The sequence below is a fragment of the Wolbachia endosymbiont of Drosophila bicornuta genome, assembly GCF_028982105.1.
Classification (GTDB): domain Bacteria; phylum Pseudomonadota; class Alphaproteobacteria; order Rickettsiales; family Anaplasmataceae; genus Wolbachia; species Wolbachia pipientis.
In genome coordinates, this window is record NZ_JAPQLF010000115.1 from 1 (window position 1) to 16,812 (window position 16,812).

Consider the following 16,812-nt stretch of genomic DNA (forward strand, 5'->3'; position numbering starts at 1 on the left):
TATACATCCTCTAAAAGAAATCAAAAATTGTTGAACTGGTCAATATTTATAACTAATGTTCCAGAAAATAAAATTAGTGCTGAGCAAGTATTAACGATTTACAGAGTAAGGTGGCAAATTGAGTTATTATTTAAATTGTATAAAAGCCATATCAGGCTTGATAAGGTAAAAGGAAAGCCATGCAGAGTATTATGTGAACTATATGCTAAATTGTGTGCAATTCTTATATTTCACGGCATAGTTGGTTGCACAGAAGTGAAAAAGAATACAGAACTTAGCTTAACAAAGGCATTTATTGATCTAAAAAGGCGGGTTAGAGAGTTATTTTTAGTATTAACCAAAATTAATAGTTTAAAAGCATTTCTTAAAAAACTCACTATAACTTGGTCGCGATTTTCATTAAAAGACAAACCTAGAAGGGCTAGAGTATCCACTTTAACCTCTCTAAATTTGCTCACAATCTCTTAACTTGACGCGTATGGAATAAAAAACAGTCTGCCAGGTAAGGAAGGAGATAGAGGAAGAAGCGCAAAAGATAACAGGAGATTCGTAGCTGCAATAATGTGGATAGGTAGAACAGGAGCAACATGGAGAGCATTGCCGGCTGAGTATGGAAAATGGTCAAGTGTACATAAACGTTTTATAAGGTGGGCAAAATCTGGTGTTTGGCAGATGATTTTCAACACATTAGCTGTTAATGGAGACACAGAGTGGCTCATGATAGACTCAACAATAATCAGGGCACATCAACATGCTGCTGGTGCAAGAAAAAAATGTGGAAACTGGTAGACAAGAACAAGAGCTGGGACGGTGCAAAGGAGGATTTTCAAGCAAATTACACGCTGCTTGTGATGCTTTGGGCAACCAACTGAGATTCTTTGTTACTGCAGGGCAAAGATCGGATTACGTAAAAGCTTTAGACCTGATAGAAGGCAAGAACATGGAGGCACTTATTGCCGATAAAGGGTATGACGCAAATTATATGATTGAGGCTGCAGAAGCTGTAAATGCTGAGCCAGTAATCCCACCGCGTTCCAATAGAAAAACACCAAGAGAATATGACAAAGAATTGTATAAAGAGAGAAACTTAATCGAAAGGATGTTCAACAAAATCAAGCACTTCCGCAGAGTTGCTACACGCTACGACAAATTGGCCATAGCTTTTCTGTCTTTTGTTCACATTGCTGGCATTTATCTTTGGTTAAAATAAATGTCGACACTGCCTAGGAATAAAGGGTGGTTTATTAGGAAAATGGATAAAAATTCTGATATTGAAGCAGAAACTTCTAACAGTGTTGCAAATTCACAACATCCCTTAAAAATAAAGACAGGAAGTCCTCTTGAAGTGGGAAAGTATAAGGTGGAGCTGCAAGTGACATATGATGATGTAAAGAATTTTTATGATACCGTACGTGGTAAATATCATGCTGGCGATGGATATAACTATAGCCTTTCTTATAATAGTCCGAATGCGATAAGATATGTGTTTATGGCTATAGCAGGCCAGTAGCATATTACGGTCTGTTCGGATTATTGTAAAAAGAGCTATACGAACAAGTAATGGTTTTGTATAATGAAATTGTTAGGCCCGCTCACAATCATCATTACGAGCTGTTTACTCTTGATGAAGCACATGTTGCTAATGATCACCTGTTTATCAAGGGTCAGGATTTTGGAACTCTAAATGATTTTAATGAGATGTTCTATAAAAGTGATGAGTTAATGTGATGTAAAAAGCAAGATTCAATCTGGTGAACGAGAGTTATAGCCTTTCTTATAATAGTCCGAATGCGATAAGATATGTGTTTATGGCTATAGCAGGCCAGTAGCATATTACGGTCTGTTCGGATTATTGTAAAAAGAGCTATAACCAGTATGTTAGCTAATTATATAAAAAACAGTTAACATAACTTGTGGTAAAGAGTAAGAGCGTCCTATTTATATTTTTTTTATTAAAATGTTATTTACTTATTAATTTAAAATATATAACAATATAGAAATGAAAAACAGCCCATTAGCAGTAGTATTCGATTGGGATAATACCTTAGTTGACACTCAAGATAACATTTTTAATGCTATTAAGCATACCATAAACTCAATGGGGTATAGTAATAAAGCTGCTGATAGAAATTCCCACGAGTCAAGAAAGAGCTATATGGTCAATTTATTTGGCGATCAGTGGAAAAAAGCGAACCAGATATATCAACAATACTTAGATAATGCGCTATTACAAAACATTGCTCTGAATCAAGGAGTAGAGAAAATGTTGCAGACACTGAAAAGCCACAATATTTATCTAGCAATAGTAAGTAATAAGAAAAATACTAATTTACGTAAAGAAGTTGCCTATTTTAAACTAGATTCCTACTTTGAAAGAGTGGTTGGGTCATGCGATACTGCAGAAGATAAACCATCTGTAACCCCATTGCTATTTGCATTAGAAGAGAGTACGTTGCCTATAAATAGAGAAAATGTGTTTTTCGTTGGTGATAGCATCACAGATGTTCTGTGTGCACAAAATGCCAATTGTTTACCTATTATATACGGTCAATCAATAAGCGGTTATGAAGATTTGTTATGTTTTCAACATTTTGATAAAATTACAGATTTTGTAATAAAGTATTTAGAAGATAGGTAATGACCGCTGTTACAGAGATTGCCAGTATAACAAGACGCTTTTGCGCGTATTTAATAGATGTAGCAATTTTATTAATTCCAACTTTATTAATTATACTGCTATTAGAGGATTCTCCGTTGATCTTACATCTATCATACATGTGCGTAAATTGTAGTTACTTCACATATTTTATATCTTCAAAGGCCCAAGCAACTCCCGGTCAACAGTTAATGAATATGTATACTATCAATTTAGATAATTCTAAAATAGACTTGAATTTAGCGTTTGACAGAAGCTCTTCCCAGTTTTTTCTTCCTTTGTTAAACAGTGTAGTAGTTGTCCTTACTGAATTTTTGCGAGATCAGGAAGTATTAGTGAATGTCTTGAGTGCATTGAAAGTAATTATAGTGCTACTCACTCTCTGCTGGTATCTAGTTGCTTGCTTCTCTAAGAAAAAACAGACATACCACGACATGCTATTTAATACGGTTGTTATCAAAGGAACTATTAAATGAGTTGCTATAACTATCGTTATCATATAAATTATGCTGATGAATTGAACTAAGGGAAGATTATGAATGAAGAGATAGTAAAACATTTGAACAAATTATTGACCAATGAGCTGACTTCTGTACGCCAGTATCTTTTGCATTTTGCGATTCTCAAAAACAATGGAATTAATAGACTTGCAGAAAAGGTAAAAAATGAGCTTAACGAAGAACTTGAACATGCAAACAAGTTGGCAGAAAGAATTTTGTTATTTAAAGGAGTCCCAAATTTTCAGGATACAAACGAAATATCAAAGTATGATGGAAAGTTTACAAAAGACACAATACGGAAAATCTTAGAAGCTAATTTGAAATTAGAGGGAAAAGGTATTAAGGATATCAAAGAAACGATTTCTATCGCTGAGAAAGAAAAGGATTTTGTTAGTGTAATGTTATTAGAAGAGATGTTAAAAAATGAAGAAGAGCACTTTCATTGGATTGAGAAACAGATCGATCTTATTGAACTAATGGGTGTTGAAAACTATTTAAGAACACAAATATAGAGTGTTAAAAAAGATAGTATTTATTTTAATTATACCTTGCTCACTTCTTTTTTTATTAGGGTTATGGCAAATATTCAGATTGAACTGGAAGAATAATATTATTAAAAGTATGAGTCTTCCAGTGGTTCATCTATTGCCCAATAACGACCTTGAAAAATTTAACTATAGGCATGTCAAGATTGATGGGATTCTAAGTGACATAGAACTATATGTTTTTGCAGGGCAACACGGCTATCACGTGCTGTCTCCTATGTTTCTCACCACTGGACGTTACATGTTGGTGAATAAAGGAATAGTCGGAGAAAAAAAGGAGAAAAAAGTAAAAATTGAAAAAGTAGTTGCAGATGGAATTTTATATTGCGATAGCAATAAAAGTAAAAATTGGTTTATCAAGAACGATACTGCTTCGAATACATGGTTTACCCTGAGTACAGAAGAAATTTCCAATGAGTTAGGTATTAAGCTAGAGAAGTGTGTATTGTGGCCGAACAATTTTGGCAGCAAAGTAGCTATACAGCCAACGAAGCACTTGGAATATGCAATCACTTGGTTTGCACTTTCCTTAATTTGGTTGATTATGTGCGTAATTTACTATAGGCAAAACCTCAATAAAGCTTGAAGCTTTCTGTACATAAAATTAGAGAAGTAGTTATTCATCTTTATCACTACCAAGGTCTTTTAACATACTGTAATTGCCTTTTCTGAATCTACTTTTTAAAGACGTAACTCCACTTTCGCTAATACCACTAAGGCTCAGTGCAGCTCCACCTAGCTGCAATCCTATCTCAGATGTTTCAGGAATAATTTTACTAGCTCCTAGATCTCTATAAACCTCCACATTACTCAGATCTGGTAAGCGTATTACAATATTTACATGCGGAAAATTTGCTGCAACTAAAGAAACAACTTTTTTTATAGTAATTTCATTCTTTATTGAAATAACGAGAGCTTGAGCTCTTTCTATTCCTACCGATTTTAAAATTTCACATCTTGTAACATCTCCAAGATATATAGGAAAACTATCACTTTTTCCTTCTTTGACTATTTTCGATTGAATATCTACAACAACGTAACTTAAATGCTCTGCCGTAAGCATTTTTGTTACCATATATCCCACTCTACCAAATCCAGCAACTATCACATGGTTATAAAGATCTTGTGTATCTGTTTCAACAGCTTCATCATCTAATATTGTTTTCTCAGTGCTAAATGAGTTTGCTATCCAATCTCCAAGCCCCGATAAAAGGGGAGTGAAAGCCATGGTTACTGTAGTTACCATCATAAGTACTTGAGCGATTTCACTTGGTAGCACATTTAGCTCATCTGCTAAGCGAAACAAAATAAACGCAAATTCACCGCCTTGTGAAAGCAGTAACCCAGCTTGTATAGCAGGTGCACTCTTAAACCCAAAAAATCTACACAATATATATATAATAGATGTTTTTAAAACGATAAGGATAATCGATAATAAAGTAATTAGTGGTAACTTATTGAGTAAAAGTTCGGTATTGATGGACATACCAACAGTCATGAAAAATAAGCCAAGAAACAAATCTTTAAATGGCAATACTGCGTGTTCTACTGAGTGTCTATATTCTGTTTCTGCAACTAACAATCCAGCAACAAATGCACCTAATGCTAACGATAAATGGAATTGCTCAGTAATAAATGCTGCTCCTAATACTATTAAAAGCGTTGTTGATATAAAGATCTCATTACTTTCCATTTTAGCAATAACCGAAAATAAAGGTCTAAGCAATAATCTACCAGTTATAAATATCAGCACTAATGCAATAGCTGCTTGCACCAATGAACCTGCCAATGAGCTTATCAGGCTGTGCTCAGAATTGCCAGTAAGTAAAGGTACCAATACTATTAATGGTACCACTGCAAAATCTTGCATTAATAGCACTGCTATCGACAATCTACCAACCTGACTTGCTTGAGAACCTTTTTCTTGCAGCACCTGCAACACTATTGCTGTTGAGGATAGCGCAAGCCCACCACCAATAACTGTTGCTATATTCGTATTCGCTCCGAAAGCAAGAGCGATGCACCATATTGCTACCATGGTAACTATAACTTGAAGAGAACCGAACCCAAATACATGAATACGCATAGCGATCAGGCGTTCAAATGTCAATTCAAGGCCTATAATGAATAATAGAAAAACTACACCAAATTCTGCAAGATTATCCATTGCTTCAGCTGAGTGTATCAGATTAAATCCGTGAGAACCAATAACTGCACCTGCAACGAAGTAACCAAGCACTGGACTAATATTCATTTTCCAAAATGCTATGACTATAAACACAGCAGCAGAAAGCAAAATTATAATATCAAACAAATGCTGAGAGCCACTGTGCATGATATTTAACCTGTAGAATTAGACCATTTAATTGAGCAGCCAATACTTGATTTTTGGTCAATTGGAGAATCAGCAGTTTCTGCAATAAATTTCATAGCTTGAAATAAGTCACTACTTCCTACTTCATAGCTTTGAACCTTTTCTTTTTTTGTGTCGTTAAAACGTCCACGATAGCAAAGGTTTAAATTGGAATTAAAGCCGAAAAAGTCAGGAGTGCAAACAGCCCCGTATTCTTTAGCTATTTTCTGTGTACTATCAATTAAATATGGAAATGTAAACTTATTTTCCTTGGCAAAATTAATCATATTTTCAAAGGAATCTTCTGGATATTCATTTACATCATTTGGCATTATTGCAATGGTGTTTACCTGATAATCTTTTTTCAATTGATCAACATCGCTTACCAGATTGCTAATAATTGACTGAACGTAAGGACAGTGATTGCATATAAACATTATAATAAGACCATTTTTTCCACAACAGTCACTTAATGCATAATATTTATTGTCTACTCCCAAAAGATTGAAATCTTTTGCAGTAAAACTAAAATCGACTTTAGGAGTATTCAGAGCAACCATAGACTATTATTATACCATATGCAATTTACGGTCTTATTACTTAAATGTCAAACGGTTTCTATGTATACTGTTTGCATATTCTTTTTTAGTATTATAATTATAAAACTTATGTTCATAACTTTCGAAGGAATAGACGGCTCTGGTAAAACAACACAATCTAAGCTACTTGCAAATCATTTTAAGCAAATTCACGGCGAAAATAATGTGGTATTGACTCGAGAACCAGGTGGTACTGATTTTGCAGAAAAGATAAGAGGAGTGTTGTTAACAAATAATATTGATCCTATTTCTGAACTCTTGCTACTTATCTCGATGAGGCACGAACATATGAAAAAATTAATATTACCAGCTCTTGCAGAAGGAAAAATAGTGATTTGTGATCGGTTTATTGATTCAACTATTGCATATCAAGGATATGGGTTTGGAGTTGACTTAGGGCTAATAAGGGACTTACATAAGCTAGTGGAAATTAAATATCCAGATATTACATTCATTCTAGATATTGATGTTAAAGTTGGGTTAAATAGAGCAAAAGACAAGAATAAATATGAAGAAATGGATGTTAATTTTTACAATAAGGTCAGAAAAGGATTTCAGGAAATAGCCATAAAAGAGCCCGTTAGGTGCAGTGTTATCACTGGAATTGAAACAAAAAATGATAATCACGTACACAATGAAATTATTGATAAAATCACCTAGCTTGTGATAGAAAATTATCAATTTCAGGTAACATTATTTCATATGAATAACTTTTTGTTTGAGTAGCTAAAAAACCTGTATTTTGTCTTGATCTTCTTCACTTATCATCTTATATGCCCTTGCGAGGTTCATTAATTCACTTCTATTTTTTTTATTGCTTACTTCAGTAATAGTAAAAAATTGATCAAAATGGTCTAAGAGGTCTTTATTTTTTATTGAAGACACAATATCGTCAATTTCTTTCACATATAATGCAAGTTTGTGTGCTTTACTACGATCTTCAAAACAAAGATTAACAAGCACGTTACGAAACCTATCTTTCGTAGTATAGCCTTTCTTATAATAGTCCGAATGCGATAAGATATGTGTTTATGGCTATAGCAGGCCAGTAGCATATTACGGTCTGTTCGGATTATTGTAAAAAGAGCTATACTTCTCACTTCTGCTAATAAGGACTTAATATTTTCTTGGCAATGCACTCTCTTTAGGGATTCAGCCGGTTCAACCATACCAAGAACATTCTTTACCAAAGATTTTTCTTCACAACTAAATATGAACATGTAATAACCCATCGATAAAGTGAAGAGCAAGAACATAGCCGGAAGTAAAAACGGAGCTAATACATTTTGTGACGCAGGGAAAATAAACCAGGTATAGCTCTTTTTACAATAATCCGAACAGACCGTAATATGCTACTGGCCTGCTATAGCCATAAACACATATCTTATCGCATTCGGACTATTATAAGAAAGGCTATAACAGTTGCTATTGACACAGTTACAAATAATCCTGATAAACATAATTGTGCTTTTCTTCTATAATTCTGATCAATAACTGTACTTACACCAATAGAAGCTATATCAATCATTACTCACACCTCATTAAACATTAATACCAACTGAATGATAGCATTATTGTGATGAAAATGCAATATTATGAATATTTTAATACAATTTATATTGACAGTTACAATTCTGAATGTTTTATTGCAGCGTTAGCTGATTAGCATTTTTAAGATGAGGTCAACTCTCATAGAGAGAGGATTTTTTTATTTTCTCATTCTTCTCATTTTCCTCTCTAACAATTTTTTTTCCATTTAATATGTCCTTTATTTCATCTCCTGTTAAAGTTTCAAACTCCAGTAGATTTTCGGCAATGAGATCTAAGCCTTTCTTATGCTTGGTCAAAATGTCTTTTGCTTTTTCATAGCAAGAAGATACAACTTTCTTCACTTCTTCATCTATAAGTTTTAACGTATCTTCAGAAATTATCTCAGAACCATGTATGGTTTGTTCGCGATTGTGATAGATCGGGCCTATTTTGTCACTCATTCCCCATTTTGTTACCATAGCGCGTGATAAATCAGATGCTTGTTTTATATCCGAAGATGCACCGCTTGTGACTTTATCGTAGCCAAAAATTAGCTCTTCTGCCACTCTTCCACCCATTGCAACAGTTATATCTGCTAGCATCTTTTCTCTTGTGAGGGACACTCTATCTGTTTCTGGTAGTCTCATAACTAAACCGAGTGCCCTACCGCGTGGAATAATTGTTGCCTTGTGTATAGGATCAGAAGCAGGCATATTAACAGCAATCATCGCATGACCAGCTTCATGGTATGCAGTCAGTCTCTTTTCCTCTTCTGTCATAATGAGAGATCGCCTTTCTACGCCCATCATCACTTTATCACGTGCATATTCGAAATCGTCCATGGTAACAATCTTCTTGTTTCTTCTTGCAGCAATAAGTGCAGATTCATTCACCAAATTTGCTAGATCAGCCCCTGAAAAACCTGGTGTTCCTCTTGCAACTGTTTTCACGTTTACATCTGGTGCTATTGATATTTTCTTTATATGAGTATTTAATATCTTTTCACGCCCATTTATATCGGGTAAAGAAATAGTAATCTGTCGGTCAAAACGACCAGGTCTAAGCAGTGCTGGATCTAAGACATCCGGACGGTTAGTCGCAGCAATTATTATTACACCTTCATTAGACTCAAAGCCATCCATCTCAACTAATAACTGATTTAATGTTTGTTCTCTTTCATCATTGCCGCCACCAAGACCAATGCCACGATGTCTACCCACCGCATCTATTTCATCTATAAAAATTATACAAGGAGCATTTTTCTTGCCTTGATCAAACATATCACGAACACGACTTGCACCAACACCCACAAACATTTCAACAAAATCAGATCCAGAAATACTAAAGAATGGCACATTAGCTTCTCCTGCAATTGCACGAGCAAGTAAAGTTTTACCAGTTCCAGGAGAGCCAATCAAAAGGCACCCTTTTGGTATTTTTCCACCTAATATTTGAAATTTTTGCCTTTGTTTAAGAAAATCAACGATCTCTACTAGCTCTTCTTTTGCTTCATCAATTCCGGCAACATCATCAAATGTTACTTTTTTTCCACTAGTCATGAGTCTAGCCCTTGACTTGCCAAAGCTTATAGTTCTGTTGCCCCCCGCTTGTGTTTGTTTAAGAAAGAATAGCAAGAAGCCAATAAAGATAAATGTTGGGACCCATGAGATAAGTAATCCACCAATTACCTTCATGGCAGAATCTCCAGTTGAAAAGGAGAATCTCACTTTTCTATCATGTAAATTTTTTATTAGGTCGCTATATATGACACCGCTTGAATTGAAACTTGAACCGTCCCTGAACTTGCCTTCAATGCTCTGGTTTTTTATGACAATATTTTCTACATCATTGTCTTCTAGTCTAGTTAAAAATTCCGAAAAAGGTATAATTGTTTTACTTTTACCTACATTTCCGCTGAACTGAATATAAGCAACTGAAATAAGAACAATAATTACTAACCAGATCAATAAGCCTTCTAAAAATTTTTTCATTTCTATTTCTAACTAAATACTAATCAAGCTTACCAAATTTTGTTTTATCGTGCTATTAATAATGCATTGAACCTTATCGTCATTGGTATTTTTTCCGTTATAATTTACATCAGGATAAGCAAGCACCTTTCCATCTTTTAGCACTACAGGCAAAGAATAGAAAACTTCAGGGCAGCAGTTGTAATCCTTTAGAAATTCAGGAACTTTTTGTGTTTTTTTTAATGGAGCGATGATAACTGAACACTCTTGATTTCCGAGTATTGTGCAGCTAAATCTGTTATCCCATTGAGTAGGTTCATTTAAAGGTAGGTTTAAGGTAATTTCTTGTATCTTTGACGATTCTCTAATTATCAAGATATTTTCTCCATGTTTTCTTATTTTACACCCAGAAAGTGTACAGTTAACATTACTATCCTTTTGCAATATTTTATTAAATATTACGATAAGGCTGTTGTACCTTGGTTTATAATGTTTACTGGCAATTGCCATTATGGAGTAAAGAAGAAGCCTCAAGGCTATTTCCTCTGGCAATTGATAAAACTCACTTAGTTTAATTTCAATATAACCAAGATCATGCACATTAACGCAGTCATTAAACGCAAGGCGTGTGTAGTGCATCAACGCTTTTGCAGCTCTTTTCATATGAAGGGCTGTGAGGCATATTCGCTCTGTTAAAATCTCTCGATTATCACTTGCTTTAAGTAAGTTACGGTATAAAGTTCGCCTGTATTTTAAGTCATAGTTGCTTCTATCTTCGATCCATTTTAACCGATGAAGCTTAGCGTACTTTTCTATTTCACTACGACTAAAATTTAACAATGGCCTAAATATATAAATACCATTTAGGAAAGACTTGTAGTCCATTGATGATAATCCATCTACGCCACTACCTCGCTCTAATCTTAACAAGAACGTTTCTGCTTGATCATCTTTGTGATGAGCAACAAGTAAATATTTAACATTATTATTTTTACACCACTCTGCTAGTAACTTATACCGTGCTTTTCGTGCCTGTAACTGAATATTGCCTTTAATATTTTGCTTCTCCCAATTTAATATGAACGATTCCTTTGCTCCAAGTTCCTTTGCATAACTTACAACAAAATCAGCTTCTTTTTGAGACTCTGGACGTAACCCATGATTTACTGTTAATGCTGTAGGAAGTGAAAGCTTGTTTTTTTTTGCCCAGTTAGTCATTAAGTGCAGTAAGACTATACTATCTACACCACCTGATACTGCAACTGCAACTTGATTGTTATAGAAAGCAAAACTATTAACCACATTTTGAAATAATAACTCTAATTCCATTATGTCTCTTGATGGCCAGACAGGTCAGATCTCTTACGTCATACCGCGACTTATGTGTGGTACATATAGATCACGCTAACAAGCGACGAAACATGACAAGTCTGTCCTTTTTTGTCTACCACAGTGCCCTTTCTTTATGTCATCCCAGCGTTTGACACCGGGATCCAGGTTTTAATGCAAGAAACTATTTCTTTATTCCAGAAAATGAAAATTCCACTCTACGATTTTTAGCATGCTCTTTTTCATATTTAGAATTTCTAGAATCATCTTTTACATTAACCAAAGGCTCAGTTTCACCTTTAGAAGCAGTTTTTATTCTGTTTTCTATGTAGGGTGTACAACTAACCATAAATTTTTTAGCTGCATCTGCCCTTCTAGCGCCTAGCGCAAGATTATATTCATGAGAACCACGGTTGTCAGTGTGACCAGTTAAAGTAACCTTCGCGTTAGGGTTATCTTGTAACACCTCCATTACGTCAAGTAATGCATCTGCACTTACTTCAGCAATACTAGATTCATCATAACCAAAGAAAACTCTTTTATCACCTATCTGCTTAACAACAGAATTTATTTTATTTGTTGTATTTGCTCCTTTTTTTGGGCAAGAACTCACACCAGTAAGTAATAAACAAAAACAGCACATTATAACCAGTCTACTCCACATTACTAAACCTCCATAAATTTTAAATAGTGCGTAACTTTAATTTCAGTAGCTAATATCTCTCCATATTGTAATATAGTCAAGAGAAATAAAATACTAAATACTTTTTCTACAACCTTACAATTAATTTTCCTATAATATGCTGGACTCTGAGTAGAAAAATCCAATAAAAGAATAAAAAGTACAATTTTTTATTGTACTTTAAGCAAATATACTTTTAACTTTATTATTAATCTATTACGGTATTAAACAGATGTTTTCTAAAATAATGAACAAATATGCAATCTTATAAGTTTTTAGAGGAAGTATTATATAGGGTAAAGAATATCGAAAATACGCTAAAAGTACTAAACCAAAGCCAATTGAATATAGAGGACAAAGTTGAACAAATGAGTCTTCTAGAAGAAATCAGACATGAAATTATCTCTCATGACGCAATAAAGGAATCATTAGCAGATGCTCTTGGTAACAAAAAAAGTGCAAATACTCAGCAGCTAAAGTTAATAGAGAGAATACATAAAGGCAACAGTGCTGTTCCTATTGATTTAGTAAAGTCTTTATCCAAAGCTAAGGTTGAATGCCAAAATTTATGGAAGCTATCTCATTCTGAAACCAGTAACTTAGAAAAACTAAAAGAACGTTTTACTGATTTAATCACACTCATTCGCGAAGTAGCTTCTATAAAATCGCAGCAATTAAAATGCCCAAAATACGACTCACTTCTTGCTGACTATGACTCTGATATCACAGAAAAGAATATAAGGGAAGTATTCCCCAAGGTAGGCAAATTTTTTAGCGAAAATGTAGATAAAATAATTGAAAAGCAGAAAAAGGATAAGGATAAGGTTACTAATATACAAAAAGTTGCTACTCAGAAACAGATTGAACTTGGCTCATTATGTTTACAGCAAATGGGTATTGCACTAAATGAGATTCGTACTTCTTATTACTACCCTATAGATTATGATGAATCTGATTTTTGTTATGGTTTATTTTCACTTTTACGGCATAGTGGTTATGCAATTTATCAAAAATGTTTAGCGCAAAATTCTATAAGTAGTCCAATTACGAGACATGTTATGTATGAAACTCAAGGGTTATTCATGGAAAGGATGATTGGAACATCCAGAGAATTTATTGAGTTTATTCAACCACACATAAAAGAGAAATTTGCTATAAAAGGCAAAACTAACGAGAAAGTTAGCAGTGTTGAAAATTTGTACTTGATTTTCAATGAAATAAACCTTTCTTCTTTTTTAAAAAATGCAGATGAATTTAGTCTGTTAGCTCATATTATGTTGAGAACTAGGTTAGAACAAGATATAATAAATGGTACATTGGAAGTCAAAGACCTGCATGATGCGTGGCTGGAAGGTATGAAGCACTATAAAATTCCAGTAAAAGCTGAAAATGAGCTAAACACTTATTTTCAAGATGAATATTGGGCAAGCGGTGTTATGGGCTACTTTCCTATAAAAATTATTGCTTTAATTGCTGCTGTGCAGATTTTCTCTTGCGTTAAAAAGAATCATTACGAATCATTAAGTGCTATAATAAAAGGAGATTTTAGTTTACTTATCAGTTGGTTATCTCAAAATATATACAGTGCAAAGTGTGGCCTGGAACTGCTAAAAAAAGTAACAGGTAAGGGTTTAGACGTTGAGTGTGTTACTTACTACTTATCTGAAAAGTATAATTTGTCTTAATAAATGGTTTTCTTGAGTTATGTATGAATTTTGTTCGAAAATTAACCGGAAAGTTTTATAGCCTTTTCACTTTCAAAGGTTTATTCGCTAGCGATATTGCTATAGATCTTGGCACTGCAAACACTTTAGTTTATCAGAAAAATCAGGGAATAGTGCTTGATGAGCCTTCAGTTGTAGCAAGAATAAAAGAAAAAGGAAGTTACGTTCCTTATGCTTTTGGTAAAAAAGCTAAAATGATGCTTGGGAAAACGCCTGGAGAAATAGAGGCGATAAGGCCCTTAAAGGATGGAGTTATTGCTGATTTTAAAAGTGCGGAAGAAATGCTAAAATATTTCATACGCAGTGCAAACACAAAATTCACTGTTAATAAACCTAATATTATCATATGCGTTCCATCTGGATCCACGCCAGTTGAAAGGCGTGCTATACAAGATGCAGCAGAAAGTGCTGGTGCAAATGAAGTATTTTTAATTGAAGAACCAATGGCTGCAGCAATCGGAGCTGGGCTCCCGGTTACTGAACCTGAGGGTTCTATGATTGTTGATATAGGAGGCGGTACAACTGAAGTTGCAATTATTTCTTTAGGTGGAATTGTTTATTCACGTTCTGCCAGAGTAGGTGGCGATATTATGGATGAAGCAATAAAATCATATATTCGTGAAAATCATAAGTTATTAATCGGTGAAACAACCGCTGAGAAAATTAAGAAAAGCATAGGTTCAGCCAGTCTGCCAGGTGAAAATAACAAAGAGGGAATGATAATTAAGGGCAGGGATTTAGTGAGTGGCATGCCAAAAGAAATGCTTTTATCAGAATACCAAGTTGCAGAGAGTTTAATAGAGCCTGTACATCAGATAATTTCTGCTATTAAGACTGCGCTGGAGAGCACTCCACCTGAACTTTCTTCTGATATAGTCGATAGAGGAATAGTTTTATCCGGTGGTGGTGGATTATTACGTAATCTAGGTAAAGTTATCAGTGAAACAACAAAATTACCGGTTCGTGTTGCAGATGACCCACTTTGTTGTGTTGCCTTAGGTAGTGGAAAAGTGCTTGAAAACATGGATTATTTTGGCCATGTTTTATTCAAGCAAGATTAAATTATTTTTGAAGGTAGTTTATCGAATTGTTTTGATGGAATTATGTAATATAAATGAGATCCCAGTGTCATGCACCAAGTAATTTGAAGGCAACTTCTAGCAGAAAAGGGTGTCATCCGAGTAGCTAACACTGGGATCCAGGAAACTTGATTACAAATAAATATGCTGTTTTAATGAATTTGTGTAATAGAAGCTAGATTCCAGTGTCAGCTACTTTCATGACATCATCTACTATGTAAATTGCCCCCAAATCAAAACGTTTGCACAGTTGTATGTTGGAATGACACAAGATTTGCGTTTATAAATTAAGGCGATTATGCTAAAAGAATTTGAAATTGAACCTCTGCTAAAAGATAAAGCTCCGCACCAGACCAAGGCTATTGTTGCAATGTCCGGTGGAGTTGATAGCTCGGTTGCTGCAGCACTGCTACATAACCTTGGGTACCAGGTGATAGGTGTAACTCTTCAGCTATATGGCACTGATGGCAATGCTAACGCAAGAAAGGGTGCATGCTGCGCTGGACAGGATATTTATGACGCTAAGCGTGTAGCTGAAAGTGTTGGCTTTCCTCACTATATTTTAAACTACGAGGAAATATTCAAAAAGGAAGTAATAGAGGATTTTGCGAGTACCTATATGCGTGGGGAAACTCCCATACCATGCGTGAGATGTAACCAAACGGTAAAATTTCGTGATCTATTGCAAGTTACAAAAAATCTTGGTGCGGATGTGCTCGTAACAGGACATTACGTGAGAAGGTTAGAAAAAAATGGTGAGGTAAAGTTGTGTAGAAGCATTGATAAGAGTAAAGATCAAAGCTATTTTCTGTTTGCTACAACAAAGGAGCAGTTAAAGCTTTTGCGATTTCCACTAGGTGGGTTCTATAAAAGTGATATAAGAAAATTAGCAGAATATTTCAGCTTACAAATTTCTGAAAAGCCAGACAGTCAAGATATATGCTTTGTTTCCGAAAGCTATAGTAAAACAATAGCTAAATTAGCTCCACAATCCGTACAGAAAGGCAGAATTGTGGATGTGAATGGAAAAGTGCTAGGTGAGCACAGTGGCATAGTAAATTTTACAGTGGGGCAAAGAAAGGGCTTGGGTATCGCACACAATGAACCTCTTTATGTGATAAAAATTAATACAGAAAATAATGAGGTTATAGTAGGTCCGATCAACGTATTAATGCAAAAAAAAATATTGATCAAGGAGTTAAATTGGTTAGAACAACCAAAGGAAGGTATGGAAGTAACTGTGAAGCTGAGATCATCACATGCGGGAAGTTTAGCAACAATACATTCAATTGACGAAAAAAATAAAGCCTGTGTCATTTTAAACGACGATTACTTTGGCATCAGTCCAGGTCAAGCCTGTGTAGCGTATAAAGATGAGCAAGTAATTGGCGGTGGATGGATATGCTCTTAACTAAAAGCTTTAATGCAGAGTGTAAACATACAATAGACTTCTTGCATAACCATATAACATTGGGAATAGAAACAAAAAAACCTGCTTGACAAACTCCGCCAGCCCCCTTATCATGAAACTGGAGCTATTTATTTATCTTCTCTGTACAGATTAAATGATAAAAAAACTCACGTGTCTGGCGTCTCATGTTTAATTTTTTGCACTATGTGCACTCTATGTCTTTATCAAATTTCTGGGTTTTTACCTACACAAGCTGGAATACGCTTATAAAGCATTTAAAACATTAAAAAACGCCAACTTAAAAAATGGATAGTGAATAACTAGCTACCCTAGGGTTTCTTTTGCCTTTTTTTCTGTTTAGTAAATTTCTTAACGTTTATAATTTAGATTAGTTGCGGCTTAAAAGCAGCTAAATCGCGGTTATTAAGTGTTTA

At 34.6% G+C, this 16,812-nt stretch carries 18 protein-coding genes and 3 pseudogenes; 13 read left to right on the plus strand and 8 right to left on the minus strand.

What is annotated here, in order from left to right; all coding sequences use genetic code 11:
- From OZD68_RS03765 to OZD68_RS06545, 4 genes and pseudogenes are all read left to right on the plus strand, one after another.
- A partial coding sequence (locus OZD68_RS03765; protein ID WP_275008720.1) for a transposase occupies window positions 1–468 on the plus strand: 468 nt, incomplete at its 5' end.
- A 15-nt stretch (window positions 469–483) separates the two neighbouring features.
- Window positions 484–1,210, plus strand: a pseudogene (locus tag OZD68_RS03770) (IS5 family transposase).
- 33 nt (window positions 1,211–1,243) lie between these two features.
- Window positions 1,244–1,444, plus strand: a pseudogene (locus OZD68_RS06610) (hypothetical protein); the annotation flags it as partial.
- Between the two features lie 104 nt (window positions 1,445–1,548).
- A pseudogene (locus OZD68_RS06545) lies at window positions 1,549–1,728 on the plus strand (hypothetical protein); the annotation flags it as partial.
- On the opposite strand, the gene OZD68_RS03780 reads toward OZD68_RS06545, so the two are convergent.
- The gene (locus OZD68_RS03780) at window positions 1,704–1,832 is read right to left on the minus strand and encodes a hypothetical protein (protein WP_259366097.1); all 129 of its coding nucleotides are present in this window, start codon (window positions 1,830–1,832) and stop codon (window positions 1,704–1,706) included. The pseudogene OZD68_RS06545 and the gene OZD68_RS03780 overlap by 25 nt on opposite strands.
- A 167-nt stretch (window positions 1,833–1,999) precedes the next feature.
- On the opposite strand from OZD68_RS03780, the gene OZD68_RS03785 reads away from it, so the two are divergent.
- Genes OZD68_RS03785 through OZD68_RS03800 form a run of 4 tightly spaced genes read left to right on the plus strand, consistent with a single transcriptional unit; the run spans window position 2,000 to window position 4,287 of the window.
- Window positions 2,000–2,638: an HAD family hydrolase gene (locus OZD68_RS03785; RefSeq protein ID WP_182309855.1), complete on the plus strand. Its 639-nt coding sequence runs from the start codon at window positions 2,000–2,002 to the stop codon at window positions 2,636–2,638.
- Window positions 2,638–3,132 carry an RDD family protein gene (locus OZD68_RS03790; RefSeq protein ID WP_077188432.1) on the plus strand — a complete coding sequence of 165 codons (495 nt, stop codon included), beginning with the start codon at window positions 2,638–2,640 and terminating at the stop codon, window positions 3,130–3,132. The genes OZD68_RS03785 and OZD68_RS03790 overlap by 1 nt, the downstream gene beginning before the upstream one ends.
- A 59-nt stretch (window positions 3,133–3,191) precedes the next feature.
- Window positions 3,192–3,668, plus strand: coding sequence for a bacterioferritin (gene bfr, locus OZD68_RS03795; protein WP_077188433.1), 477 nt, complete (start codon window positions 3,192–3,194; stop codon window positions 3,666–3,668).
- Window position 3,669: 1 nt separating this feature from the next.
- Complete coding sequence (locus OZD68_RS03800; RefSeq protein WP_182309856.1) at window positions 3,670–4,287, plus strand: SURF1 family protein; 618 nt, start codon at window positions 3,670–3,672, stop codon at window positions 4,285–4,287.
- Window positions 4,288–4,317: 30 nt separating this feature from the next.
- Here OZD68_RS03800 and OZD68_RS03805 read toward each other — a convergent pair whose 3' ends face one another.
- Complete coding sequence (locus OZD68_RS03805) at window positions 4,318–6,036, minus strand: monovalent cation:proton antiporter-2 (CPA2) family protein (RefSeq protein WP_182309857.1); 1,719 nt, start codon at window positions 6,034–6,036, stop codon at window positions 4,318–4,320.
- A gap of 5 nt (window positions 6,037–6,041) precedes the next feature.
- On the minus strand, window positions 6,042–6,614 hold the full coding sequence (locus tag OZD68_RS03810; protein WP_182309858.1) for a thioredoxin family protein: 573 nt from the start codon (window positions 6,612–6,614) through the stop codon (window positions 6,042–6,044).
- A gap of 108 nt (window positions 6,615–6,722) precedes the next feature.
- Here OZD68_RS03810 and tmk point away from each other — a divergent pair, with 108 nt between their 5' ends.
- Window positions 6,723–7,313, plus strand: coding sequence for a dTMP kinase (gene tmk / locus OZD68_RS03815; protein ID WP_182309943.1), 591 nt, complete (start codon window positions 6,723–6,725; stop codon window positions 7,311–7,313).
- Window positions 7,314–7,379: 66 nt separating this feature from the next.
- Here the strand turns inward: tmk and OZD68_RS03820 are convergent, their stop codons facing one another.
- Both OZD68_RS03820 and OZD68_RS03825 read right to left on the minus strand, forming a co-directional pair.
- Entirely contained in the window at window positions 7,380–7,559 is a 180-nt protein-coding gene (locus tag OZD68_RS03820) for a hypothetical protein (RefSeq protein ID WP_259366098.1), read from the minus strand.
- Window positions 7,556–7,909, minus strand: a complete 354-nt coding sequence (locus OZD68_RS03825; protein ID WP_259366099.1) for a hypothetical protein — start codon at window positions 7,907–7,909, stop codon at window positions 7,556–7,558. The genes OZD68_RS03820 and OZD68_RS03825 overlap by 4 nt, the downstream gene beginning before the upstream one ends.
- A 93-nt stretch (window positions 7,910–8,002) precedes the next feature.
- On the opposite strand from OZD68_RS03825, the gene OZD68_RS03830 reads away from it, so the two are divergent.
- The gene (locus OZD68_RS03830) at window positions 8,003–8,134 is read left to right on the plus strand and encodes a hypothetical protein (protein ID WP_259366100.1); all 132 of its coding nucleotides are present in this window, start codon (window positions 8,003–8,005) and stop codon (window positions 8,132–8,134) included.
- Between the two features lie 201 nt (window positions 8,135–8,335).
- On the opposite strand, the gene ftsH is transcribed toward OZD68_RS03830, so the two are convergent.
- The 3 genes from ftsH to OZD68_RS03845 form a co-directional block, all read right to left on the minus strand.
- Entirely contained in the window at window positions 8,336–10,174 is a 1,839-nt protein-coding gene (gene ftsH, locus OZD68_RS03835; RefSeq protein ID WP_182309859.1) for an ATP-dependent zinc metalloprotease FtsH, read from the minus strand.
- 12 nt (window positions 10,175–10,186) lie between these two features.
- The gene (tilS, locus tag OZD68_RS03840; RefSeq protein WP_182309860.1) at window positions 10,187–11,482 is read right to left on the minus strand and encodes a tRNA lysidine(34) synthetase TilS; all 1,296 of its coding nucleotides are present in this window, start codon (window positions 11,480–11,482) and stop codon (window positions 10,187–10,189) included.
- A 184-nt stretch (window positions 11,483–11,666) separates the two neighbouring features.
- On the minus strand, window positions 11,667–12,146 hold the full coding sequence (locus tag OZD68_RS03845) for an OmpA family protein (protein WP_182309861.1): 480 nt from the start codon (window positions 12,144–12,146) through the stop codon (window positions 11,667–11,669).
- A 275-nt stretch (window positions 12,147–12,421) separates the two neighbouring features.
- Here OZD68_RS03845 and OZD68_RS03850 point away from each other — a divergent pair, with 275 nt between their 5' ends.
- The 3 genes from OZD68_RS03850 to mnmA all read left to right on the plus strand — a co-directional run bounded on the left by OZD68_RS03850 (window position 12,422) and on the right by mnmA (window position 16,378).
- Entirely contained in the window at window positions 12,422–13,849 is a 1,428-nt protein-coding gene (locus OZD68_RS03850) for a gluzincin family metallopeptidase (RefSeq protein WP_182309862.1), read from the plus strand.
- A gap of 23 nt (window positions 13,850–13,872) precedes the next feature.
- Window positions 13,873–14,949: a rod shape-determining protein gene (locus OZD68_RS03855; protein WP_007548791.1), complete on the plus strand. Its 1,077-nt coding sequence runs from the start codon at window positions 13,873–13,875 to the stop codon at window positions 14,947–14,949.
- Window positions 14,950–15,265: 316 nt separating this feature from the next.
- Entirely contained in the window at window positions 15,266–16,378 is a 1,113-nt protein-coding gene (mnmA, locus tag OZD68_RS03860; RefSeq protein ID WP_182309863.1) for a tRNA 2-thiouridine(34) synthase MnmA, read from the plus strand.
- The last annotated feature ends 434 nt before the right edge of the window (window positions 16,379–16,812 follow it).